This window comes from Micromonospora palomenae (genome assembly GCF_007829925.1).
GTDB lineage: Bacteria > Actinomycetota > Actinomycetes > Mycobacteriales > Micromonosporaceae > Micromonospora > Micromonospora purpureochromogenes.
The window spans coordinates 211,866-235,966 of sequence record NZ_VIXA01000002.1 but is presented as its reverse complement, the minus strand read 5'-3'; the positions used below and the strand labels follow the sequence as shown (position 1 = coordinate 235,966).

16 protein-coding genes are annotated in these 24,101 nt (G+C 75.0%); 10 read left to right on the top strand and 6 right to left on the bottom strand.

All coding sequences use genetic code 11. The annotated features are described in order from the left end of the window. The first annotated feature begins 34 nt into the window (after positions 1 to 34). Positions 35 to 2,497: a putative bifunctional diguanylate cyclase/phosphodiesterase gene (locus tag FHX75_RS11990; protein WP_425463509.1), complete on the top strand. Its 2,463-nt coding sequence runs from the start codon at positions 35 to 37 to the stop codon at positions 2,495 to 2,497. Positions 2,498 to 2,639: 142 nt separating this feature from the next. Here the strand turns inward: FHX75_RS11990 and FHX75_RS11985 are convergent, their stop codons facing one another. Then, positions 2,640 to 3,671, bottom strand: a complete 1,032-nt coding sequence (locus FHX75_RS11985; RefSeq protein WP_154939411.1) for a phosphatidylinositol-specific phospholipase C domain-containing protein — start codon at positions 3,669 to 3,671, stop codon at positions 2,640 to 2,642. Between the two features lie 134 nt (positions 3,672 to 3,805). Here FHX75_RS11985 and FHX75_RS11980 point away from each other — a divergent pair, with 134 nt between their 5' ends. The 3 genes from FHX75_RS11980 (at position 3,806) to purE (ending at position 7,620) form a co-directional block, all read left to right on the top strand. Continuing rightward, positions 3,806 to 5,842 (top strand): thioredoxin domain-containing protein, encoded by a 2,037-nt coding sequence (locus tag FHX75_RS11980; RefSeq protein WP_154939409.1) that lies wholly within the window; start codon positions 3,806 to 3,808, stop codon positions 5,840 to 5,842. A gap of 75 nt (positions 5,843 to 5,917) precedes the next feature. Continuing rightward, the gene (locus tag FHX75_RS11975; RefSeq protein WP_154939407.1) at positions 5,918 to 7,075 is read left to right on the top strand and encodes a 5-(carboxyamino)imidazole ribonucleotide synthase; all 1,158 of its coding nucleotides are present in this window, start codon (positions 5,918 to 5,920) and stop codon (positions 7,073 to 7,075) included. Positions 7,076 to 7,128: 53 nt separating this feature from the next. Then, a complete protein-coding gene (purE, locus tag FHX75_RS11970) occupies positions 7,129 to 7,620 on the top strand; it encodes a 5-(carboxyamino)imidazole ribonucleotide mutase (protein ID WP_154939405.1) in 492 nt (163 codons plus the stop codon). Between the two features lie 151 nt (positions 7,621 to 7,771). Here purE and FHX75_RS11965 read toward each other — a convergent pair whose 3' ends face one another. Next, positions 7,772 to 12,685 (bottom strand): SCO7613 C-terminal domain-containing membrane protein, encoded by a 4,914-nt coding sequence (locus FHX75_RS11965; protein ID WP_154939403.1) that lies wholly within the window; start codon positions 12,683 to 12,685, stop codon positions 7,772 to 7,774. Positions 12,686 to 12,842: 157 nt separating this feature from the next. Further along, positions 12,843 to 14,270, bottom strand: coding sequence for a UDP-glucose dehydrogenase family protein (locus FHX75_RS11960; RefSeq protein WP_154939401.1), 1,428 nt, complete (start codon positions 14,268 to 14,270; stop codon positions 12,843 to 12,845). A gap of 250 nt (positions 14,271 to 14,520) precedes the next feature. On the opposite strand from FHX75_RS11960, the gene FHX75_RS11955 reads away from it, so the two are divergent. After that, positions 14,521 to 15,684 (top strand): acyl-CoA dehydrogenase family protein, encoded by a 1,164-nt coding sequence (locus FHX75_RS11955; RefSeq protein WP_154939399.1) that lies wholly within the window; start codon positions 14,521 to 14,523, stop codon positions 15,682 to 15,684. A 49-nt stretch (positions 15,685 to 15,733) separates the two neighbouring features. On the opposite strand, the gene FHX75_RS11950 is transcribed toward FHX75_RS11955, so the two are convergent. Then, positions 15,734 to 16,399, bottom strand: coding sequence for a hypothetical protein (locus FHX75_RS11950; protein ID WP_154939397.1), 666 nt, complete (start codon positions 16,397 to 16,399; stop codon positions 15,734 to 15,736). Between the two features lie 23 nt (positions 16,400 to 16,422). Here FHX75_RS11950 and FHX75_RS11945 point away from each other — a divergent pair, with 23 nt between their 5' ends. Further along, positions 16,423 to 16,941 carry an acyl-CoA thioesterase gene (locus FHX75_RS11945; RefSeq protein WP_154939395.1) on the top strand — a complete coding sequence of 173 codons (519 nt, stop codon included), beginning with the start codon at positions 16,423 to 16,425 and terminating at the stop codon, positions 16,939 to 16,941. 172 nt (positions 16,942 to 17,113) lie between these two features. After that, complete coding sequence (locus tag FHX75_RS11940) at positions 17,114 to 19,105, top strand: acetoacetate--CoA ligase (RefSeq protein WP_154939393.1); 1,992 nt, start codon at positions 17,114 to 17,116, stop codon at positions 19,103 to 19,105. Between the two features lie 40 nt (positions 19,106 to 19,145). On the opposite strand, the gene FHX75_RS11935 is transcribed toward FHX75_RS11940, so the two are convergent. Further along, positions 19,146 to 19,835 (bottom strand): TIGR03089 family protein, encoded by a 690-nt coding sequence (locus FHX75_RS11935; RefSeq protein ID WP_154939391.1) that lies wholly within the window; start codon positions 19,833 to 19,835, stop codon positions 19,146 to 19,148. A 151-nt stretch (positions 19,836 to 19,986) separates the two neighbouring features. Between FHX75_RS11935 and FHX75_RS11930 the strand changes: the two genes are divergently transcribed. Next, positions 19,987 to 21,132, top strand: coding sequence for a glycosyltransferase family 4 protein (locus tag FHX75_RS11930; protein WP_154939389.1), 1,146 nt, complete (start codon positions 19,987 to 19,989; stop codon positions 21,130 to 21,132). A 63-nt stretch (positions 21,133 to 21,195) separates the two neighbouring features. Beyond that, positions 21,196 to 22,287, top strand: coding sequence for a mannose-1-phosphate guanylyltransferase (locus FHX75_RS11925; protein ID WP_154939387.1), 1,092 nt, complete (start codon positions 21,196 to 21,198; stop codon positions 22,285 to 22,287). Positions 22,288 to 22,311: 24 nt separating this feature from the next. On the opposite strand, the gene FHX75_RS11920 is transcribed toward FHX75_RS11925, so the two are convergent. Further along, positions 22,312 to 22,917 carry an NUDIX hydrolase gene (locus FHX75_RS11920; protein WP_154939385.1) on the bottom strand — a complete coding sequence of 202 codons (606 nt, stop codon included), beginning with the start codon at positions 22,915 to 22,917 and terminating at the stop codon, positions 22,312 to 22,314. Between the two features lie 39 nt (positions 22,918 to 22,956). Here FHX75_RS11920 and FHX75_RS11915 point away from each other — a divergent pair, with 39 nt between their 5' ends. Next, positions 22,957 to 23,997 carry a DUF4185 domain-containing protein gene (locus FHX75_RS11915; RefSeq protein ID WP_154939383.1) on the top strand — a complete coding sequence of 347 codons (1,041 nt, stop codon included), beginning with the start codon at positions 22,957 to 22,959 and terminating at the stop codon, positions 23,995 to 23,997. Positions 23,998 to 24,101: the final 104 nt, after the last annotated feature.

Here is a 24,101-nt window from a genome sequence, read left to right as displayed (position 1 = left end):
GCCCGATCCGGGCGGCACGCCGCCACGGGTGCTCCTGCTGATCACCGCCGTCACGCTGACCGCCTTCACGGCGGTTCTGATCGGCCTGACCGTTCCCGTCACGCTGCCGCCGGACGATGCTCTTCCCGCCGCCGCGCGGTTCGGCATCGCCCTCGCCGCGTTCGCGGTCGCCCAACTGGCCCGGCTGCGGTTCCGCACCGCCACCGGCATGGTCAGCATCACCTGGGGCGAGGCCGCGCTGATCGTCTGCCTCTATCTCGTACCGGCCGGGTGGCTGCCGGCCGCGGCGCTGCTCGGCACCGGCCTGGCCTGGACGGGGATGTCCCTGGCCGTCGACCGGCGGCCCCCACTCGAGGTGCTGCGGATCGCCGCCTCATTGACCGCCGCCACCGCGCTCGCCGTCGCGGTCGCCACCGCGCTCGGCGCGCCGCTGCTGGCCGCGCCCACCCCCGGGCTCGCCCTCGCCCTGATCGCCGGCTCGGTGACCTACCTGCTCACCACCGCCTGCCTCGGCGGCGCCACCCTGGCGCTGCGGCACGGCGTCGCCATCGGCCCGCCGGTGCTCGCCGCGCTCCGGGGCAAGCTGCTGATGTTCGTCGGCAACGTCGCGGTCGGCCTGGTCGTGGTCGCCCTGGTGGAGATCGACGCCCGCTGGCTGTTGCTGCTCCCGCCCCTGCTCTGGCTGCTCCAGCAGACCTACCGGCACCGGCTCCGCGCCGATCAGGAACGGCGGGACTGGCGGGCCTTCGCGGAGGCGACCGCCGCGCTCAACCAGCTCGACGAGCGCGGGGTGGCCACCGCCGCGGTGACCGGCGCGCTGACCCTCTTCGGCGCGGAGCTGGTCGACGTCGACGTGGCCCGGGGCGACGGCCGCTGGCGCCGGTACCGGGGGGACGCCTCCGGCCAGGTGCGCGACCGCGAGGTCGGGCCGCCCGCCCGGCCGACCACCGCGGAGCACGAGCTGGCCCGCTCGCTGACCGTCGGTGACGTCGAGGTCGGCGAGCTGCGGGTCCGCTTCCCCGCCACCGCGCCCCCGAGCGCCCGGGAGCGGGACGCCGTGGCCGCCTTCTCCGACGCCCTCGCCGCCGCGCTGCACGACGCGGCCACCCACCGCGAACTGCGGCTGGTCAGCGCGCGGTCGTCGTACGAGGCGGTGCACGACGCGCTGACCGGGCTGGTGAACCGGGCGGCCATGCTCAGCAAGGGCGACCAGGCGCTGCGGCAGCTCGCCCACGACCACCCGGTGGCGCTGCTGCTGCTGGACATCAACCAGTTCAAAGAGGTCAACGACACCCTCGGGCACGCGGCCGGCGACCAGCTGCTGCGGCTCACCGCCAACCGGCTCGGCACCCTCGCCCGCCCGGGCGACCTGCTGGGGCGTCTCGGCGGGGACGAGTTCGCCCTGCTGCTGACGTCGGTCCCGGTGATCGGCGACCGGTCCGCCCCGATGGCGTACGCGCTGCGCCAGGCCCGGGAGATCGCCGAGCGGCTGGCCGCGCCGACCGAGGTGGCCGGGGTGCGGATGTCCGTCGAGGTGTCGGTGGGGGTGGTGGTGGCCGGGGCGGGCACCGCCGACCTGACCGAGCTGCTGCGCCGGGCCGACATCGCCATGTACCAGGCCAAGGAGGGCGGCGGCAGCGTCGCCGCGTACGACAGCGCCCGGGACGCCGCGAGCACCGACCAGCTGGCGCTGTTGGCGGAGCTGCGGGAGGCGTTGCAGGTTGACGACCAGTTGGTGCTGGCCCTGCAACCGGCGGTCGACCTGGCCACCGGCGCCCCGACCGGGGTGGAGGCGCTGATCCGCTGGCGGCACCCGCGCCGCGGCTGGCTCGGCCCGGTCGACTTCATCCGCCCGGTGGAGAACAGCGAGCAGCTCGGCGCCTTCACCCGGTACGTGCTGGACAAGGCGCTCGCGGTGGCGGCCGACTGGGCCCGGGAGGGCCTGGACGTGCCGATCTCGGTGAACCTCTCGGCCCGTAGCCTGCTCGACCCCCGGCTGCCGGCCGAGATCGCCGACGCGCTGCGCCGACACCAGGTGCCGCCGCACCGGTTGGTCCTGGAGATCACCGAGACCGTGGTGATGAGCGAGCTGGAGGTGATCGACGAGGTGCTGGCCACGGTCCGCGCGATGGGCGTGCAGCTCGCCGTCGACGACTTCGGCACCGGTTTCTCGTCGCTGACCTTCCTGACCCGGATCGCGGTCGACGAGCTCAAGGTGGACCGCTCGTTCGTGATCCGGATGGCCGAGTCGCCGGAGGCCGCGGCGATCGTCCGGACCACCGTCGGGCTCGCCCACGAGCTGGGGCTGCGGGTGGTCGCGGAGGGGGTGGAGACCGCCGAGCAGCGGCTCGCCCTGGCCGAGCTGGGCTGCACCTCCGCCCAGGGCTACCACTTCTTCAAGCCGATGCCGGCCGACAAGATCGGCGCGGTGCTCGGCACGCTGCGCGAGTCGGCCGAGTCGAACGTCTTCCCGCTGCGCGCCGACGGCGCCTCCTGACGCCAGCCCCTCTTCACCCGCCCCCGCGGTGCCCTCCTCCGCCCGGTCCCGCGGCGCCCGCGCGCGCCCCCGCTCGCGAGATGCGGCGTGTCGGGGTGTCCGGGCGGCGGGACACCCCGACACGCCGCAAACGGTGCGCGGGTCAGGCGCGGGGGAGGACCTCGCCGACGACGGTCGGCAGCGCCGCCCAGTCGGCGGAGACGATGCTGGCGTGCGCCGCCGCCAGTTGGGCGACCCGGGCCCGGGCGGCGTCCGGGTCGGTGTTCCCCACCTTCGGCGGCACGTTCTGCGCGTCGGTCATCACCAGCAGGTAGTGGTTGGTGGCGTACCAGGAGGTGTCGATGCCGCCGCCGACGTACGCGCTCGCGTCGCCGTCGAAGACGACGAACCACGGCCGCAGGCCCACCTCGGTGTAGCGGGTGCGCGGGTCGCCGGCCTGGGCGTTGTGCACGGCGGGGAACGCCTGGGCCCGGGCGAGGGTGCCGGCCGACGCCAGGCCGGCGAGGTGACGGGCGTACTCGACATCGGTGCGGAGCGTGTCGGTGGGATTGCCCTCCTCCACGGTGCCCGGGATCAGCTCCACCAGCACCTTGCCGGCGAGCTGCTGGCGGGTCGGCCAGGCGTCGGCCCGGGCGGCGGCGTCCAGTGAGGCGTACCCGCCGCGCAGGTCGACCGGGCGGAAGACCCGGTCGCCGAGCCGGGCGGCGAGCAGCGCGTCGAGCTGGACCGGCCCCTGCCCGGTACGGGCGCTGAAGCCGGTCTTCAGCTCCAGCTTGAGCTGTACCGGCCCGGCGTCGGGGTGGGCGCCCAGCCAGAGCCGGATGTCGTCCAGGCAGTGTTCGAGGTTCTTGTTGCGAGTGCCGGTGTAGAGCTGCGCGGCGCTGGTGGCGGCGACGCAGTTGTTGTCGTTGCCGAGCGGGTTGGAGTGGCTGACCCGCCACTGGCGCGTGATCACGTCCGGCCAGACGTCCAGCTCGATCATCCCGGGCCGGGCGTCGAGCGCCTGCGCCAGGTAGGTGTAGGTGCCGCGCTCGTACGCGTTGTGGGTGCCGACGGCCGTGGTGCCGGAGATCCGGGTGGCAGGGTCCACGGCGGCGGCCGCGGGTTGTCCGGTGAGGACGACCGCGAGCACCGCGACCGAGGTGAGTACGGACAGACGTCGGGATCCGCGCATGCGTGCCTCCTCGCGAGGCCGGCGACGATCGCCGGCATGCACAGATATAAATAGATGAAAGTGAACTACGGAAGGCCCCGTGATTGCCGCCGGTCCGACCGGCGTGGGCCCGCCGGGCTGGATATGGTCGTCGGGTGAACCGACTCGCCGACGCGACCTCGCCGTACCTGCTCCAGCACGCCGACAACCCGGTCGACTGGTGGCCCTGGAGCGCCGAGGCGTTCGCGGAGGCGAAGCGGCGGGATGTGCCGGTGCTGATCTCGGTGGGCTACGCGGCCTGCCACTGGTGTCACGTGATGGCCCACGAGTCGTTCGAGAACGAGCAGGTCGGCGCGCTGGTCAACGACGACTTCGTGGCGATCAAGGTGGACCGGGAGGAGCGGCCGGACGTCGACGCGGTCTACATGACCGCCACCCAGGCGATGACTGGGCAGGGCGGTTGGCCGATGACGGTCTTCGCCACCCCCGACGGCACCCCGTTCTTCTGCGGTACGTACTTCCCCCGGGCGAACTTCGTCCGGCTGCTCGAGTCGGTCGCCACCGCGTGGCGCGACCAGCGTGAGGCGGTGCTGCGCCAGGGTGCCGCCGTGGTCGAGGCGATCGGCGGCGCCCAGGCCGTCGGCGGCCCGACCGCCCCGCTCACCGCCGAGCTGCTGGACTCCGCCGCCGACCAGCTCTCCCGTGAGTACGACGCGACGAACGGCGGCTTCGGCGGGGCGCCGAAGTTCCCGCCGCACATGAACCTGCTCTTCCTGCTCCGGCACCACCAGCGCACCGGCTCGCCGCGCAGCCTGGAGATCGCCCGGCACACCGCCGAGGCGATGGCCCGGGGCGGCATCCACGACCAGCTCGCCGGCGGCTTCGCCCGCTATTCCGTGGACGCGCACTGGACCGTGCCGCACTTCGAGAAGATGCTCTACGACAACGCCCTGCTGTTGCGGTTCTACGCCGAGCTCTGGCGGCTCACCGGCGACCGGATGGCCCGGCGGGTGGCCCGGGACACCGCCCGGTTCCTCGCCGACGAGCTGCACCGGGCGGGGGAGGGCTTCGCCTCCGCGCTGGACGCCGACACCGAGGGCGTCGAGGGGCTCACCTATGCCTGGACCCCGGCCCAGCTCGTCGAGGCGCTCGGCGAGGCGGACGGCCGCTGGGCCGCCGACCTCTTCGAGGTCACCGCCGAGGGCACCTTCGAGCACGGCACGAGCGTGCTGCGGTTGGCCCGGGACGTCGACGACGCCGACCCGGAGATCCGGGCCCGCTGGCGGGACGTCGTCGGTCGGCTGCTCGTCGCCCGGGACACCCGCCCACAGCCGGCCCGCGACGACAAGGTGGTGGCCGCCTGGAACGGCCTGGCGATCACCGCCATCGCCGAGTTCCTCCGGGTCGCCGCCCTCTACGCCTCGCCGGACGACGAGGACGCCAACCTGATGGAGGGCGTCACCATCGTCGTCGACGGCGCGATGCGCGACGCCGCCGAGCACCTGGCCGCCGTGCACATCGTGGACGGGCGGCTGCGCCGGGCGTCCCGGGACAAGGTGGTCGGCGAGCCGGCCGGCGTGCTGGAGGACTACGGCTGCGTGGCCGAGGCGTTCTGCGCGATGCATCAGCTCACCGGCGAGGGGCGCTGGCTGGAGCTGGCCGGCGGGCTGCTCGACGTGGCCCTGGCCCGGTTCGCCGCCCCGGGCGGCGGCTTCTACGACACCGCCGACGACGCCGAGCAGCTGGTCGCCCGGCCGGCCGACCCGACCGACAACGCCACCCCGTCGGGGCGCTCGGCGATCGTGGCGGCGCTGGTGGCGTACGCGGCGCTGACCGGGGAGAGCCGGTACCGGGAGGCCGCCGAGGCGGCGCTGGCCACCGTCGCGCCGATCGTCGGGCGGCACGCCCGCTTCACCGGCTACGCGGCGACGGTGGGGGAGGCGCTGCTCTCCGGGCCGTACGAGATCGCGGTGGCCACCGACGACGCGGTGGGTGATCCGCTGGTGGCCGCCGCCGTGCGGCACGCCCCGCCCGGCGCGGTGGTGGTGGCGGGCCGGCCCGACCAGCCGGGGGTGCCGCTGCTCGCGGACCGGCCGCTGGTCGACGGGCGCCCGACCGCGTACGTCTGTCGGGGTTTCGTCTGCCAGCGGCCGGTGACCTCGGTCGACGACCTGGTCGCCGAGCTCGGCTGACGCCCGGAGTTGACCCGGCGGGCCGGCGCCCCTCGCGGTGATGATCGCCGGCGGCCCGGATAGGCTGGCGGCGCTATGGATTCCCGTACCGGTCTGCCCGTCGTCGGCATGGTGGGCGGAGGCCAGCTGGCCCGGATGACCCACCAGGCCGCCATCGCCCTCGGCCAGTCACTGCGTGTGCTGGCGCTCGCCCCGGACGACGGCGCCGCCCTGGTCGCCTCCGACGTCCAGTACGGCGACCACACCGACCTCTCCGCGCTGCGCACCTTCGCCAAGGGCTGCGACGTGGTCACCTTCGACCACGAGCACGTGCCCACCGAGCACATCCGCGCCCTCGCCGCCGAGGGCGTGAAGCTCTTCCCGGCCGCCGACGCGCTGCTGCACGCGCAGGACAAGCGGATCATGCGGGAGCGCCTCGGTGCGCTGGGCGCTCCGAACCCGGCCTGGCGGCCGGTCGCCGAGCCCGCCGACCTGGTCGCCTTCGGCGAGGAGAACGGCTGGCCGGTGGTGCTGAAGGCCGCCCGCGGCGGCTACGACGGGCGGGGCGTCTGGATGGTCGACGACCCGACCCGGGCCGCCGAGCTGGCCACGACGCTGCTCGCCGGCGGCACCTCGCTGATCGTCGAGGAGCGGGTGGCGCTGCGTCGGGAGCTGGCCGTGCAGGTGGCTCGCTCGCCGTTCGGGCAGGTCGCCGCGTACCCGGTGGTGGAGACCGTGCAGCGGGACGGGATCTGCGTCGAGGTGCTCGCCCCCGCTCCCGACCTGCCGGAGGAGCTGGCGCTCGCCGCCCAGCAGCTCGCCATCGACCTGGCCACCGCGCTCGGCGTGGTCGGCCTGCTGGCGGTGGAGCTGTTCCAGACCGATGCCGGCCTGGTCGTCAACGAGCTGGCCATGCGGCCGCACAACTCGGGGCACTGGACCATCGAGGGCGCCCGCACCTCGCAGTTCGAGCAGCACCTGCGGGCCGTGCTCGACTACCCGATGGGGGACACCTCGCTGACCGCGCCGGTGGTGGTGATGGCGAACGTGCTCGGCGGCGAGCCGGGCGGCATCTCCATCGACGAGCGGCTGCACCACCTCTTCGCCGCCGAGCCGGGCGCCAAGGTCCACCTGTACGGCAAGCAGGTGCGGCCGGGCCGCAAGATCGGGCACGTCACAGTGCTCGGCAACGACCTGGACGACGTACGGGCGCGGGCCGCGCGGGCCGCCCGTTGGCTGCGCGAGGGACAGTGAGCGCGAGGAGTGAGCCTGCGAGCCCCGCAGTCGCGAACGAAGGGAAGCCGCGTGTGAGCACCGTCGGGCTGATCATGGGCAGCGACTCGGACTGGCCGGTCATGAAGGCCGCCGCCGAGGCGCTGGACGAGTTCGGGGTGCCCTACGAGGTGGGCGTCGTCTCCGCCCACCGCACCCCGGTCAAGATGATCGAGTACGGCCGCTCCGCTTCCGACCGTGGCGTCAAGGTGATCATCGCCGGGGCGGGCGGCGCGGCCCACCTGCCCGGCATGGTCGCCTCGGTGACCCCGCTGCCGGTGATCGGCGTGCCGGTGCCGCTGAAGCACCTCGACGGGATGGACTCCCTGCTCTCCATCGTGCAGATGCCGGCCGGGGTGCCGGTGGCCACCGTGTCGATCGGCAACGCCCGCAACGCGGGCCTGCTCGCCGTCCGCATCCTGGCCGCCTCGGACCCGGCCCTGCTGAAGCGGATGACCGCCTTCCAGGCGAGCCTGGAGGAGATGGTGGCCGAGAAGGACGCCGCCCTCCGCGCCTCCCTCGCCTGACCACTCCATCCGACGACGGCACTCACCGTCGCACCGGCATGGTCCCGGCCGCGACGAGGCCCCCGCACCAGGCTCGGCAACCAGTCCGTGATCCCCGATCACCCGGCACGCTCTGCGCAACACGGCAGTCACGCCACAGGGACCCTCCGATTCATCTCATGCCGCGCAGCGCGGTCTGCAACCGCTCCTGGGCGCGGCGGCGGCGCTCGTTGCTCGCGCCCAGCACCAGCAGCACCACGCCGACCGGGATCAGCACCAGCCACGGGCCGAGGCTGAACAGCGCGTGCACCGCGGCGATCGCCGTCACCGTGGCGCCGACGATCACCGGTGCCTGCTGCCGGCTGGTGGTGCCGAAGATCAGCACCGCCACCGCGCCGAGCAGCAGCAGCACCTGCCGCAGCATGCTGGACTCGGTCGCCAGCACGATCGCCAGGGTCGGCACGAACGCGGTGACCAGCGCCGGCCCGTACGCCACCCAGCTCGACAGGTCCGGCCGGTGCCGCAGTTCCAGCACCCCCACCAGCAGGGCGAGTGCCGCGAACGGCAGCGTGTACGCCTCCGGCAGCGCCACGGCGGCGACCCGCATCAGGATCCACCAGGCGGTGATCTCGCAGGCCACCACCGCCCAGAACAGGATCTGCCGTTCCAGCGGGCGGCGCCCCGGCCGGCTCGCGGCCACCCCGAGCACGGCGCCCCAGGCGGCCAGCAGCGCGGCGATGTGCCGGGGCGAGTCGTAGGCCAGCGCCAGGGCGATCAGCGCGGCCGCGTACCCGGTCCACTCCACGGTGGCCGCCTCGGGCTGCGCCTCGGGGCGGCGCAGCCTCGGCAGGGTCGCCGCGAACACCTGCAACGCCGCGCCGACCGCCAGTACCCCGAACGCCGACCAGACGGCGGCGAGGCCGGCGACCAGCCCGGCGGTGAGCACGAAGAGCTGCGCCATCAGCGAGGCGAAGAGCCAGCCGAGGATGCGCGCCCGCTGGGTGGTGCCGTAGAGCGCCGCGACGGCACCGACGCCCACCGCCCCGCCCAGCGTGAACAGGGTCAGGCCCTGGGTACCGAGGCTGCCGGCCAGCCCGGCGCCGCCGCCGGCCAGCCCGATCGCGAATACCAGCACCCGGGTCACCCGCAGCGACCGGGCCGGCTCGGCCAGCGGCGGCGGCGGGGTCAGCGCGAGCCCGAGCATCGAGATGGTGAAGACCGCCAGTGCCGCCAGGGCGCTCTCCGGCCAGGCGTGGCCGAGCGCCACCGGGGTGATCAGCAGGGTCACCGCCAGCCCCGGCAGGACCACCGGCACGGCCCGCGCGCGCCGCCCGCCGCTGAGCCCGGTGGCCGCCAACGCCGCGGTCGCGGTGAGCAGCAGCGCGGTCAGCACGTGGGTCGGGTCGACCGCCTCCGGGGGCGGGGTGAGCAGCTCCGGCGGCGGCCCCTGCCAGATCCGGGAGAGCATTCGGTGCGGTTCCACCAGGGCGATGTAGAGCAGCGGCGCGAGCGAGGCCAGGGCCAGCGCCGTCGGCAGCGCCGCCGCGGCGAAGGCGCCGACGGCCGGGCTGATGCGCCAGCGGCGTCGGGTGCCGTCGTCCGGCAGCCGGCGCAGCGCGCCGTCCAGCAGCACGGCCCACCGGCGTACCGGCTGGGCCGAGCCGACCGGCGGGACGGTGGCCGCCCGGACCAGCTCGGCGAGCACCCCGAGCAGCGCCGCCGCGGCGGCGTACACGCCGGAGGGGAGGTGGGCGAAGATGGCGGCCAGCGCGCTGACGGTCGCGCCGCCGACGATCGCCGCGCTCGCGTACGGCAGGTACTGCGGCACCTGGCGGCGGACCGCGGCGACCCCGGCCAGCCCGATGCTGGACGCCGCCAGCGCGCCGGTCAGCACCACCTGGGCCGAGTGACCGAACTCGGCGGCCAGCGCGGCGACCGCGCCCGGCAGCGCCAGCAGGGCCGCCCCGGCCGCCGCGCCGCCGATCCGCACCAGGTGCGGCGGCATCCCCTCGGTCTCCACGTCCTCCGTCAGCGACGGGGCGAGCCCCCGGGCCAGCGCCGCGACGACCAGGCCGATCAGCGCGATGGCGCCCAGCGCCAGCGCGGTGGTCCACGGCCGGACCAGCCCGGCCGCCGCGGCGTGCAGCGCCACCGCACCGGCCGCGACCGCCCGGGAGAGCCCCGCGCGCGGGTCGGCCGAGGCCACCGCCGCCATGCCGAGGACCGTGGCGACCATCGTCCCGACCAGCACCGGCGACCACCAGGGCAGGTCGAACGCGGCCGGCGCGCCGATGGTGGCGAGCACGACCGCCGCGCCGGCGATGTCGTACTTCCAGGGCGGCGGAAGCAGGATCCCGGCCGCCGTGCCGAGCATCGCGAGTGCCACCGGGGCCTGCCAGGTGGTGCCGCCGGTGGGTGCGGCCGGCCAGCCGGTGAGGTCACCGGCCCAGATCGGGCCGGGTGTGGCGAGCACGCCGACCCCGCCGCGCAGGGCCGACCAGCCGGCCAGCAGGCCGATCAGGGTGCCGCCGACGGCGATCCCGAGCACGGGCCCGCGGCGCCACTCCTCCGGCATCGCCCGGGCGGCGACGGCGACCAGCAGCACCAGCGCGGCGGCCACGGCGAGCTGCCCGCCGGCGGAGATCACCGCCGCGATCCGGGCCAGCGTGGCGATCAGCGCGGCGGTGACCGCCGCGGCGGCCAGGTCGGAGCCGTCGAGGGCGAGGTCGGACCGGCGGCCCGCGTCGATCCGCGGGGCGAGCAGCAGCAGCACGGTGGCGACCAGCAGCAGCCCGCCCACCCAGGCGTCGGCGGCGGTGGTGCCGGGGGCGCCGAAGGCGGCGGCGACGACCGCGAGCGCGCCGAGCGCCGTGCCGGCCGCGTGCGGCAGGGCGATGTGTCGCTGGGAGACCTGCACCATGGCCGCGTAGCCCAGCGTGACGCAGACCGCGAGGAAGCCGGCGGCCAGGATCGGGACGGTCAGCTCGCGCAGCATCGCCGGGGTGGGCGCCGGGACGGCCGGTTCGGTGGCGGCGACGAAGGCGGCCACCGCGCCCGGCAGCGCGAACGACGCCCCGCCGGCCGCCCAGCCGGAGAGGGTGTCGGCCGCCGCCGGGGTGATCCGGACCCGGGGCGCGAGCGCGACCAGCACCCCCGCCACGACGAGGGTGACCAGCGCCGCCGCGGTCAGCGCGGGCCGGCTCAGCGCGGCCCCGGCGCCGATCACGCCCACCACCGTCGCGGTGACGGCGTGCACCAGCGCGGCGCGGGTGGTGGCGGCGGAGAGGCCGAGCACCCCGATGCCCACCGCGGCCAGCACCATCGGCCACGGCGCGGCCGCCCAGCCGAGGCCGAGGGAGGCCGGCACGGCGAGCGCGGTCAGCCCCGCGCCGACCACGGCGAACTCGCGGCGGATCTCCGGCGGCAGGGCGAGCACCGCCGCCACGGTCAGCAGCAGGGCGCTGGCGGCCAGCTGCCAGGCCGCCGGGCCGACCGCCGCCGCCAGCTCACCGGGGAACCGGGTCAGGTCGGCGTTCCAGGCCGGCAGGGCCGCGCGGGCCGGGGCCAGGCCGGCGCGCAGGGCACCGCCGGCGACGACCACCCCGCTGACCGTGAGCGCCGCCGCGGCGGCGAACTGCGGCCCGCGCCGGGCCGCCTCCGGTACGGCCCGCACGGCCAGCCCGGTGAGCGTGATGACGGCGGCGATCAGCAGCAGCGCCCGACCGGGGTAGGCGACCGAGGCGATCCGGCCCAGCGCCCCGATGACGGCCAGCGTCATGATGCCGGCGGCCACGTCGGGCAGCGGCGGTCGCCGGAGCACCAGCGCGCCAGCCAGGGCCACCGCCGCGGCCAGCAGCAGCGCCGCACCGGCCACCGTGGCCGCCGGTACGGTGGCCGCCCGCAGCAGCGCGGTGACCGCGTACGCCAAGGCGAGCGCCACCGCCGCGCCGTGCAGCAGCCAGGTCACCTGGGGCAGCCAGGGCACCGGCCGGACGACCTCGCCCGGTGCCGGGGCCGCCGTCGCGCCGAGCACCTCGCCGGCCTCCTCGGGCGCCGCCTCGGGCCGGCCCTCGGTGACGGTGCGGTGCCGGGGCGCGGTCGGCGCGCCCGGCGGGTCGACCGGCAGGTCGCGGCGGATCGGGCGTTCCAGCAGCAGCGACGAGCGGGCCAGCCAGAGATCGAGCACGGCGACGACGGTCAGCGCCAACGCCCACCCGCCGGGGCCGGTGATCCGGTCGTACGCCAGCAGCGGCACCACCGGTTGGGCGGCGAGCACGGCGGCGAAGCGGGGCGCCCGCAGGCCGGTGCCCCGGGCGTACCCGAGGGCGACGGCGGCGGTGACCGCGAAGATCACCCCGGAGAAGACCGCGCCGGAGGCGCCGCCGGCGCCGATCCGGTCCACCGCCCACAGCGCGTACCCGGCCAGCGGCACCAGCAGCAGGCCGACCGCGGCGATCGTCTCGGCGGTCGAGGTGAGCCCGCGCCGGGCGAGCACGGGTGGGGCGAGCAGCAGCAGCACCGTGGCGAGCAGCAGGATGCCCAGCCGGGCGAGGGCGTCCATCGAGCTGGTCGCGACGGCGGCGAAGACCACCGCGGCCACGGCCAGCAGCAGCGCGCCGAGCCCGAGCGGGATGTTCTGCACCTCGCGGGAGGACGCCTCCGGCGGGTGCTCCGGATCGTCGGCGTCCAGCCAGGTGGCGGTGGCGCGCGGGGGTGGCGGCGGGCCGTCGTCGGACCCGGGCGGCGCGGCGCCCTGCCGGGGCACCCGGGGCGGGGCGCCGGTGGCCGCGGTCGGGGGTCGGCGGCCGGGCTTGCGGCGCAGCACCCGACGCGGGCGGGTGGCCTGCCTGGTCCGCTCCTCACCGGCGTGGGCGAGGATGTCGCGCTGGAAGAGGGCGGCCTGCATCTTGGCGGCGATCTGCCGCTGCTCGGCGAGGATGGCCGCCTCGCGCGCCTTCATCTCCGCGATGGACCGCTCGATCTCGGCCAGGTGCTCCCGCCACTGCGGCTGCTCGGCGCCGCAGTGCGGGCAACGGGCGGCCGGCTGTATCTGCCGCCCGCACGAGGAGCACTGAAAGCTCTCCACGACACCCCTCCACCCGGCCGGCCCGCACTGTGGACCTCCAGTGTCGAGCATGCCCTGCCCCGGCGCGGATTTCGACACCTGGCGTTGGCGTTTCGGCACAACGACGAGCGCCGGCCGGGAAGCGGTGCTTCCCGGCCGGCGCGTCGGCGCGTACCCGTCAGGGGCGGCCCATGCCGCGGTATTCCCAGCCGGCCTGGGTCCACAGTGTGGAGTCGAGGCAGTTGCGGCCGTCGACCACCTTGCGCCCGGCGGCCAGCTCGCCGAGGACGACCGGGTCGGCGTTGCGGAAGTCGGCCCACTCGGTGAGCACGCAGACCAGGTCGGCGCCGGTCACCGCGTCGTTCATGCTGGCCTCGTAGGTCAGCTCGGGGGCCACCCGGCGGGCGTTCTCGGTGCCCTGCGGGTCGTACACGTGCACGTCCGCGCCGGACTTGGCCAGCAGCGCGGCGACGGCGAGCGCCGGGGCGTCGCGGACGTCGTCGGTGTTGGGCTTGAAGGTGGCGCCCAGCACGGCGATCCGGGTGCCGGAGAAGTCCGGGCCGGCCGGGCCGGAGCGGCGGCCGAGCAGGTCGGCGGCGAGCTGGAGGACCCGGGTACGGCGGCGGAGGTTGATCAGGTCCACCTCGTGCAGGAAGCGCAGCGCCTCGCCGGCGCCCAGCTCCTGCGCCCGGGCCTGGAAGGCGCGGATGTCCTTGGGCAGGCAGGCGCCGCCGAAGCCGAGCCCGGCCTGGAGGAACCGGTTGCCGATGCGCGGGTCGTACCCGATCGCCCGGGCCAGCTGGGTGACGTCGCCGCCGGCGGCCTCGCAGACCTCGGCCATCGCGTTGATGAAGGAGATCTTGGTGGCCAGGAAGGCGTTCGCGGCGACCTTGACCAGCTCGGCGGTGGCGAAGTCGGTGACCACCAGGGGCACCTCGCGGTCCTCGGTGGCGGCCAGGTCGAAGACGCCCTTGTGGGCGGCGTAGAGCATGCCGTTGGCCCACTCGGTCTTGACGCCGACCACGATCCGGTTGGGGCGCAGCACGTCGTCGACGGCGAAGCCCTCCTGGAGGAACTCGGGGCTCCAGGCCACCTCGACGCCCAGGTCGGTGGGGGTGTGCTTGCCGACGAGCTGCTCCACCCACTCGGCGGTGCCGACCGGGACGGTGGACTTGCCGACGATCAGCGCCTTGCGGGTCAGGTGCTGGGCCAGGCTGGTCACCGACGCCTCGACGTACGACAGGTCGGCGCCCATCCCGTCGGCGCGCTGCGGGGTGCCCACGCAGATGAAGTGCACGTCGCCGAAGTCGGCGACCTCGCTGATGTCCGTGCTGAACCGCAGCCGACCGGCGGCGAGGTTGCGCCGGAGCAGCTCGTCCAGGCCCGGCTCGTGGATCGGGACCTCGCCCGCGTTCAGCTTGGCGATCTTGTCCGCGTCGACGTCGAAGCCGAGGACCTCGTAACCCAGCTCGGCGTAGCAGATGGCGTACGTCGCGCCGAGGTAACCGGTCCCGAGGAAGGTCACCCGCGGTCGCGGGGCACCCGAGGGCGGCGTCACCGGGGTGATGGCCGGCACCGGCTGGATGTTCGGGTACGGGATCGTCACGCCTGTCTTCTCCGCTCGCACTGGCGGCGCGTCGCTGCGTCGCGTTCGGCTGGGGCGCCATGGCCGGCGCCGAGGGAACTTTTGTCGTCTTGTGTGAGGGTAGTTGTGCCGTGTCGACGCCTGTCGTGCGCGAGCCTACCCGCCGGTAAGGTCCGGTCGGACCTGGTAGCTATCCTTCACTCTGCGGCAGTCGGCGGACCTTCAAAACGCCACAGACTGCGCATGATAGCGGTGAAAGGGGAGGGCCGACATGGCCGCAGAGCAGTCGTTCGACGTCTACCGGTTGCCGGAGGAGCACGAGGCGATCCGGGAGGCGGTCCGTGAGGTCTGTGCCGCGAAGGTGGCCCCCAACGCCGCCGAGGCGGACGAGACCGGTGAGTTCCCCAAGGCGTCCTACGACGCGCTGCGGGCCGCGGACTTCCACGCCCCGCACATCCCCGTCGAGTACGGCGGCGCCGGCGCGGACGCGCTGGCCACGGCCATCGTGATCGAGGAGGTGGCGCGGGCCTGCGCCTCGTCCTCGCTGATCCCGGCGGTGAACAAGCTCGGCACCATGCCGCTGATCCTGGCCGGCTCCGAGGAGCTCAAGCAGCAGTACCTGACCCGGGTCGCCTCCGGCGACGCGATGTTCTCGTACTGCCTCTCCGAGCCGGAGGCGGGCAGCGACGCCGCGTCGATGACCACCCGCGCGGTGCGCGACGGCGACCACTGGGTGCTCAACGGCGTGAAGCGGTGGATCACCAACGCGGGCGTGTCGGAGTACTACACCGTCTTCGCTGTGACCGATCCCACAGCCCGCTCCCGGGGCATCTCCGCCTTCGTCGTGGAGAAGGCCGACGCCGGGGTCAGCTTCGGCGCGCCGGAGAAGAAGCTCGGCATCAAGGGCTCCCCGACCCGCGAGGTCTACCTCGACAACGTCCGGATCCCGGCCGACCGCATGATCGGCGCCGAGGGCACTGGCTTCGCCACCGCGATGAAGACCCTGGACCACACCCGGGTCACCATCGCCGCGCAGGCCGTCGGCATCGCCCAGGGCGCGCTCGACTACGCCAAGGGATACGTGGCCGAGCGCAAGCAGTTCGGCAAGGCGATCGCGGAGTTCCAGGGCATCCAGTTCATGCTCGCCGACATGGGCATGAAGCTGGAGGCGGCCCGGCAGCTGACGTACGCCGCCGCCGGCAAGTCCGAGCGCGGCGACGCCGACCTGACCTACTTCGGCGCGGCGGCCAAGTGCTTCGCCTCCGACGCCGCCATGGAGATCACCACGGACGCGGTGCAGCTGCTCGGCGGCTACGGCTACACCCGCGACTACCCCGTCGAGCGGATGATGCGGGACGCCAAGATCACGCAGATCTACGAGGGCACCAACCAGGTGCAGCGCATCGTGATGGCCCGTCAGCTCCTCAAGGGCTGACGACGACCCGTCGGGCGGGCGGGCCGGTTCTCCGGCCCGCCCGCGGCCGTCAACGGTTGTCGGTGCTGTCGCTCCCGGCCCCGTAGCGGGGCGGCGCGGTCCACGGCGACTCCGTGCCGCTGCGCCGGGGCAGCGGCTCGGTGGGGGTGCCCAGGTCCGGGTAGCCGAGGGTGAGCGGGGCGGTGTCCTGCTCGCTCCGCGCCCCGGGCGGCGGCCAGTCGCCGAGCGTGAAGGTGTTCTCCGGTGGTGTGTCGTCGGCCGGGGTCAGCTCCGCCCCGGTCGAGGGCGCCGCCGGCCACTGTCGCCACCGCTGGACGCTGAAGGTCGCCATCAGCAGCAGCAGGCCGATCAGGAACAGCGTGCCGTTCCGCACCGGCTGGTCCAGCGGCAGCGGGTCCCCGAGCACCTTCCAGCCGTCCGGAATCTTGTCGAGCACGGTGAACGGGGCGATGAACATCCCGACGTACGGGATGACCAGCAGTAGCCCGGCGACGAGGGGGCCGAGCGGCGAGATGCGCAGGGTGCCGAGCAGACCGAGCAGGATGCCGGCGACGCCGAGGTAGACGGCCGGCTCGATCAGGTTGGGCGTGCTGTACGTACCGATCTCCACCCAGCGGTTCACGGTCCGGCCCGACCCGTCCTGCCCGAGAGTGATCAGCACCCAGGTGATGGGCGCCACCACCAACCCGGCGAGGAAGCTCCAGAGATGTCGCATCCGCGCACCGTACCGTTTCCTCCATGACCGAGCACCCCTCCGCCGCCCCGCCGGGCAAGCCCACCTCGTACTCCCGGGTCACGCTGAGCCGCATCATGACCGCCGTCGACGTCAACCTCTACGGGACGGTGCACGGCGGGGTGCTGATGAAGTTCGTCGACGACGTGGCCGGGGCCGCCGCGGCGCGGCACAGCGGGGGCACCGCCGTCACCGCGGCCATCGACGAGATCGTCTTCTCCGAGGCGGTCCGGGTGGGCGACCTGGTGCACGCGCACGCCCAGGTGAACTGGACCGGGCAGACCTCGATGGAGGTGGGCGTCCGGGTGGTCGCCGAGCGCTGGGACTCGGCCGAGGACGAGCCGGTCCGGGTGGCCACCGCGTACCTGGTCTTCGTCGGTGTCGACGTGGGCGGCGCGCCCCGGGCGGTCCGGCCGGTGCTGCCGGAGACCCTGGAGGACGAGCGCCGGTTCCGGGAGGCGGAGATTCGCCGGGCGCACCGGCTGGCCCGGCGCCGGGCCATCCAGGCGCACCGGGCCGGCTGAGGCGTCCCGCCCGTCGCGTCGCGGCGCGCCCCACACAGGTGGCCGGTCCGGCGTGTGGGCCGGCCACGCCCCCTCACCGGCGCCGGGTGCGGAGAATGACGCTTCGAGGTAGGGCAAGATGGCGCCACGGCCCATTCACAGTGTGGTGCGGGGCCCGAGGGAGGGTGGAGCAGTGGGTGACGTGCTGTGGACGCCGCCGGCGGACGTACTCCAGCGGTCGCGGATCGGGAACTACCTGCGCTGGCTGCGTGAGCACCGCGGGCTGGACTTCGCCGACTACGACGAGCTGTGGCGCTGGTCGGTCAACGACCTGGCCGCGTTCTGGCGCTCGGTCTGGGACCACTTCGAGGTCGTCGCGCACACCCCGCCGACGGCGACCCTGACCGACCCGGCGATGCCGGGCACCCGCTGGTTCCCCGGAGCGACGCTCAACTACGCCGAGAACGTGCTGCGGATGCCGGGCCGCTCGGACGACGACCCGGTGGTGATCGCGCACGGCCAGACCCGCGCGCCGGTCACGCTGACCGCCGCGCAGCTGCGCGAGCAGGTCCGCCGGGTGGCGGCCGGGCTGCGCCGGCTCGGCGTGGTCGCCGGGGACCGGGTGGCCGCGTACGCCCCGAACATCCCGGAGACGTACGTGCTGCTGCTGGCCACCAGCAGCCTCGGCGCGATCTTCTCCTCCTGCGCGCCGGAGTTCGGCACCCGGAGCGTCACCGACCGCTGGCAGCAGATCGAGCCGAAGGTGCTGGTGGCCGTGGACGGCTACCGGTACGGCGACAAGCCGGTCGACCGGCGCGGCGAGGTGGCCGCCATCCGGGCCGCGCTGCCCTCGCTGGAGCACACCGTTGGCATCGCCTACCTCGACCCGGCGGGCGCCCCGCCCGACGGTGCGCTGGGCTGGGACGAGCTGGCCGCCGCGACCGACGAGGCGCTGACCTTCACCCCGGTGCCGTTCGACCACCCGCTCTACGTGCTCTACTCCTCCGGCACCACCGGCCTGCCCAAGCCGATCGTGCACGGGCACGGGGGCATCCTGCTGGAGCACCTGAAGATGCTCGCCCTGCACCACGACCTGGGTCCGGCCGACCGGTTCTTCTGGTTCACCACCACCGGCTGGATGATGTGGAACTTCCTGGTCTCCGCCCCGGCGGTGGGCGCGACGATCGTGCTCTTCGACGGCAACCCGGGCCACCCCGACCTGGGTGCGCTCTGGCGGCTGGCCGAGGAGACTCAGACGACGTACTTCGGCACCTCGGCGCCGTTCCTGCTGGCCTGCCGCAAGGCCGGCCTGGTGCCCCGGGAGATCGCCGACCTCTCCGCGCTGCGCGGGGTCGGCTCGACCGGCGCGCCGCTGCCCGCCGAGGGCTTCACCTGGGTGTACGAGACGGTCGGCGAGCGCCTCCAGCTCCAGTCCCTCTCCGGCGGCACGGACGTCTGCACCGGGTTTGTCGGCGGGGTGCCGCTGCTGCCGGTGCACGCCGGTGAGATCACCTGCCGGGCGCTCGGCGCGCGGGTGGAGGCGCGCTCCGCCGACGGCACCCCGGTCATCGGCGAGCTGGGCGAGCTGGTGATCACCGCGCCGATGCCGAGCATGCCGGTGGGCTTCTGGAACGACCCGGACGGCCGCCGCTACCGGGAGGCGTACTTCGAGGTCTACCCCGGGGTGTGGCGGCACGGCGACTGGATCACGATCAACGACCGGGGCGGCTGCGTCATCACCGGCCGCTCGGACGCCACCCTGAACCGGGGCGGCGTGCGGCTCGGCACCGCCGAGTTCTACTCGGTGGTCGAGGGGCTGGACGAGGTCGTCGACTCGGTGGTCGTGCACCTGGAGGACGACGAGGGCGGCGCGGGCGAGCTGCTGCTCTTCGTGGTCCTCGCCGAGGGTCTGGAGCTGGACGACGCGCTGCGCCGGAAGATCTGCCGGGAGCTGCGCACCGCCCTGTCGCCCCGGCACGTCCCGGACGAGATCCACCAGGTCCGCGCCGTGCCGCGCACCCTGTCGGCGAAGAAGCTGGAGGTGCCGGTCAAGAAGATCCTCACCGGCACCCCGGTGGACTCGGCCGCCGCCAAGGGCGCGCTGGCCAACCCCGAGTCGCTGACCGCCTTCGCCACCTTCGCGCAGCGCCGCGCGAGCGACCACGACACCCCCACCCCGGCCTGACCCGCACCGCGCCCGCCGGGCGCGGGTCGCGGGGCCCGGCTCAGGCGAGGATCCGGGTCACCTTCTCGGACGCCACCCGGCCGTCGAGCCGGGTGGCGTCGAGGTTGCCGCAGAGGACGACGCTGGCGCCCCGCACCAGCGGGGCGAGCAGCCAGTCGACCGGGTCGGGGTGCCGGGCGGCGTCGACCAGGAGGCGGTCGCCGGGGGCGATGCACAGCTCCGTCGCGCGGTCGGCCGCCGGGGCCAGCAGCGCCGCGTCGCTTGGGCCACCCTGCGAGTACGGCGTGAAGTGGTCGCCGTGGGTGCGTACCTCGACCACGTAGTCGGCGAAACCGGCCGGCACCTCGCGCAGCGGGGCGGCGAACGGGGCCAACGCCAGGGCGTACCGGTCCCCGGCCGGCCAGGCGGCCGCCTCGGCGACCCGGTCGGCGGCGGCGAAGAGCACGTCCACGTCGCCCGGCGTGTCGGCCACCGTCACCCCCGCCGACCAGCAGCCCAGCAGCACCGCGGCGGTCTGCCAGTGCGGCGGGAGCAGCACCGCGGCGGCGTCGCCGGGGGAGAGGGCGAGCTCGTCGACGAGCAGGTTGGCGGTCTTGGCCACCCAGTTCGCCAGGGTCGCGCCGGACAGTTCGGTGCGCTCGCCGGTGGCGTCGTCGTACCAGGTCAGCAGGGGGCGGGCGGGGTCGGTCGCGATCGCGTCGGCGAAGACCCGGGCAATGTTCTCGGCCATCGGCGCGAACGATACGCCGCCGAGACCCGTACTCGATGACGATGACAAGTCGGCGTACCGTCGGGTCGCAGTCAGCGTCCGGACCGGGCTCCGGCGTAGGCTTGCCCGGAGTGTTGTTCCCCACAGACCCGCCAGTTCAAGGAGTCGCCCCGTGACCGCCGGTCGCCCGCCCCGCGTGCTCATCGACGCCACGAGTGTCCCCGCCGACCGTGGCGGCGTCGGTAGATACGTCGACGGCCTCCTCGGCGCCCTCGGCACCGTGTGCGGTTCGGGGGTGGACCTGGTCGTGGTCAGCCTCCGCACCGACCTGGAGCGCTACACCCGGATGCTGCCGGGCGCGGAGGTCATCCCCGCCCCGGCGGCCGTCGCGCACCGGCCCGCCCGCCTCGCCTGGGAACAGACCGGCCTGCCGCTGCTCGCCCAGCAGGTCGGCGCCGAGGTGCTGCACTCGCCCTTCTACACCTGCCCGCTGCGGGCCGGCTGCCCGGTCACCGTGACCGTGCACGACGCGACCTTCTTCACCGAGCCGGAGCACTACGACAAGTCCCGCCGGACGTTCTTCCGCAGCGCGATCAAGACCTCGCTGCGCCGCGCCGACCGGGTGATCGTGCCGAGCAAGGCCACCCGGGACGAGCTGATCCGGCTGCTCGACGCCGACCCCACCCGGATCGACGTCGCCTACCACGGCGTCGACCACTCGGCCTTCCACGCGCCCAGCGAGGAGGAGAAGGCCCGGGTCCGGGCCCGGCTGGGGCTGGGCAACAACAGCTACGTCGCCTTCCTCGGCGCCAAGGAGCCGCGCAAGAACGTCCCCAACCTGATCCGCGGCTGGGCCCGCGCGGTGGGCGACCGGGACAACCCGCCGGCCCTGGTGGTGGCCGGCGGCCAGGGGCACGACGACGACATCGACCGCGCGGTGGCCGAGGTGCCGTCGCACCTGCGCCTGCTGCGCCCCGGCTACCTGCGCTACGCCGACCTGCCCGGCTTCCTCGGCGGCGCGCTGGTGGCCGCCTACCCGTCGTACGGCGAGGGGTTCGGGCTGCCGATCCTGGAGGCGATGGCCTGCGCGGCCCCGGTGCTCACCACCCCGCGCCTCTCGCTGCCCGAGGTGGGTGGCGACGCGGTCGCCTACACCAGCGAGGACCCGGACCAGATCGCCACCGACCTGGCCGCCCTCCTCGACGACGAGCAGCGCCGGCTCTCGCTGGCCAAGGCCGGTTTCGACCGGGCCAAGGAGTTCACCTGGGGATCCAGCGCCGAGGTGCACATCGCGGCGTGGAGCCGGGCCCGGGCCTGAGCGTGCGAGGACCCAGCGAACGACCCCGCGTCCGCCCCGAGACGGTTCGGGCATGATGTGCTGATGCTTTACGCCGTCATCCCGGCGGGTGGCAGCGGCACGAGACTGTGGCCGCTGTCCCGCGCGGGGCACCCCAAGTTCCTCCACCCGCTCACCGGCACCAGCGCCTCGCTGCTCCAGGCGACCGTCAACCGGCTGGCGCCGCTGACCACCCCGGAGCACATCCTGGTCGTCACCGGCGCGGCGCACGCGGCGGCGGTGGCCCGGCAGCTCGCCGGGGTGCCCGAGGAGAACATCCTGGTGGAGCCCTCGCCGCGGGACTCCTGCGCGGCGATCGCGCTGGCCGCCGCGGTGATCGCGCAGCGGGACCCGGAGGCGGTGATGGGCTCCTTCGCGGCCGACCACCTGATCCGGGACGCCGACGCCTGGGTGGAGACGGTGCGCGCGGCGGTACGCGGCGCGGAGCGGGGTCTGCTGATGACGGTGGGCATCACCCCGACCCGTGCCGAGACCGGGTACGGCTACCTGGAGACCGGCGAGCCGACCGGCGACGGTCCACTGCGCCCGGTCACCGAGTTCAAGGAGAAGCCGGCCGCGCCGGTCGCCGAGGCGTACCTGCGCTCGGGGCGGCACCTCTGGAACGCCAGCATGTTCGTCTGGCGGGTGGACGTCTTCCTCGCCGAACTGGCCCGCCAGCAGCCGGCCCTGCACGCCGGGGTGAGTGCCATCGCCGCCGCCTGGGGCACCCCCGAGCAGGACGACATCCTGGGCACGGTCTGGCCGACGCTGCCGAAGATCTCCGTCGACTACGCGGTGATGGAGGGCGCGGCGACCGCCGGCCGGGTCGCGACGGTGCCCGGCGACTTCGGCTGGAACGACGTCGGCGACTTCCACACCCTCGGTGACGTGCTCCCCGCCGACCCGGCGGGCAACGTGGTGCTGGGCACCGACGCCAAGCCGGGCGTGCTGCTGCACGACTGCGCCGACCTGGTGGTGGTGCCGCAGTCCGGCCGGCTGGTCGCCGCGCTCGGGGTACGGGACCTGATCGTGGTGGACACCCCGGACGCGGTGCTGGTCTGCCCGCGCGACCGCGCCCAGGACGTCAAGGTGCTGGTCGACGCGCTCAAGGAGCGGGGCGAGGAGGGCCTGGTCTGACCCGCCTCGCCGCCGGTCGCCTCCTCAGGCGCGGCGGCGCAGCGCGGCCAGGGCCGGCGCGACGAGCTGGACCGTACCGCCGGCCAGCGGCTCGGGCAGCCGGTCCGGCGGGAACCAGCCCAGCGCCTCGGACTCGTCGCTGACCCGTTCCACCGCGCCGGGCGGCGCGAAGACCGCGAAGCGTACGTCGTGGTGCAGCGAGCCGCCCTGGCAGGCGACCGGGTGGATGTCCACGTCGATCGGCACCGGGTCGACGACCAGCCCGGCGATCCCCGACTCCTCGGTCGCCTCGCGCAGCGCGGCCCCGGCGAGGGTGCGGTCGGCCGGCTCGCAGTGTCCGCCGAGCTGCACCCACCGGCGGAACTTGCCGTGCAGGCAGAGCAGCACCCGGTCGCCGGTGGCGTCCAGCACCAGCGCGCTGGCGGTGACGTGCCCGGGTCGGTGGCTGCGGCCCATCGCCACCGGCCCGGCGGTCAGCAGTTCCAGGGTGCGGTCCCGCGCCTCGGCGGCCGCGGGGCTGGTCGCCGTCCACCCGCTCAGCAGCGCCACCGCGTCGGCGTGCAGTGCCGCCTCGCCGGCGGACGGGGACGGGGGGCCGGCGGGGTCGGTGATGGCGAAGACGTCGGGCACCCCGACACTCTACGAGCGCCGGCTCCGTACCCTGGCCCGGTGACCCTGCGACTCGTCGAGTTCGTCGTGGCCGGCAACGAGGCCAGTGACCTGCTGCCGGTCCGTTCCCCGGCGCTGCTGCGCGCGCACGGCGCCCGGCGCGGGTTCTGGACGGTGCTGGACGAGGGCCCGGTGGAGCGCTGCCTGGCCCTGCTGCTGGAACGCTCCGACGGCGAGTGGGTCGCCCGGCACGTGCCCGCCGACGCCGGCGTCGAGAACGGGCGCACCGAGGACGGCGAGGCGCTGGCCCACCACGACGGCTGGGTGTACGTCTTCGGTTCGCACTTCGGCTCGAAGGCCGGCCCGCTGCGCCCGCGCCGGGCGTTCGTGGCCCGGTTCCGCGAGGACGACGCGGCGGCGGGAACCCTGCCGGTGCGGGTGGTGCGCAACCGGTTCCGGGTGCACCGGGTGGTCAACGACGCGTTGGCGAAGGCGCCCTTCACCCCGCTGCCGCCCGGCGACCGGGTCCGCCGCCGGTTCATCGTCGAGACGCTGGCCCGGGGCACCGCCCGGGCGAAGAGCTGGGTGACCCGGCTCGCCGAGGACGACCTGCCGCTGAACGTGGAGGCCGCCACGTTCACCCCGGACGGCACCGTGCTGCTCGGCCTCCGGTTCCCGGTGACCGCAGCCGGTGAGCCGATCATGGTCGAGCTGGCCGGGGTGCCGGAGATGTTCGCCGGGGACGGCGACTGGCCGGTGGCCGGCCGGGCGTACGCGCTGACCGGGGTGACACCGCCGGGCGCGCTGGTCGGCTTCCGCGCGATCGCCCCGACCGCCGACGGCGGCTACGCGGCGGTGGTCGGCTCGATCGACGCGCTGGGCAAGGGCTCGGTGCTGCTGGACGACCATCCGACCGGGGGTGGGGTGACCTCCCGGCACGTCCGCTTCCGGTGGCGGCCGGGCGCCGAGGAGCACCTGGTCGCCGGGGAGCCGGTGGCCGACCTGGCGCCGTTCCACCACGTGGAGGGTCTGGCCGAGCTGGACGGGAGCTGCTTCTACGTCACCGACGAGGACCACCGGGTCGCGCTCTGGATCGGCTGACCGGCCCGCTCGGCGCGGAGCGCCCGGGGGACACCTCTGCGGACCAGGGCCGCAGACCCTCGTGGTGTCTCCCGGACGCGCCCACCGCCCCCAGGCGTCCCGGT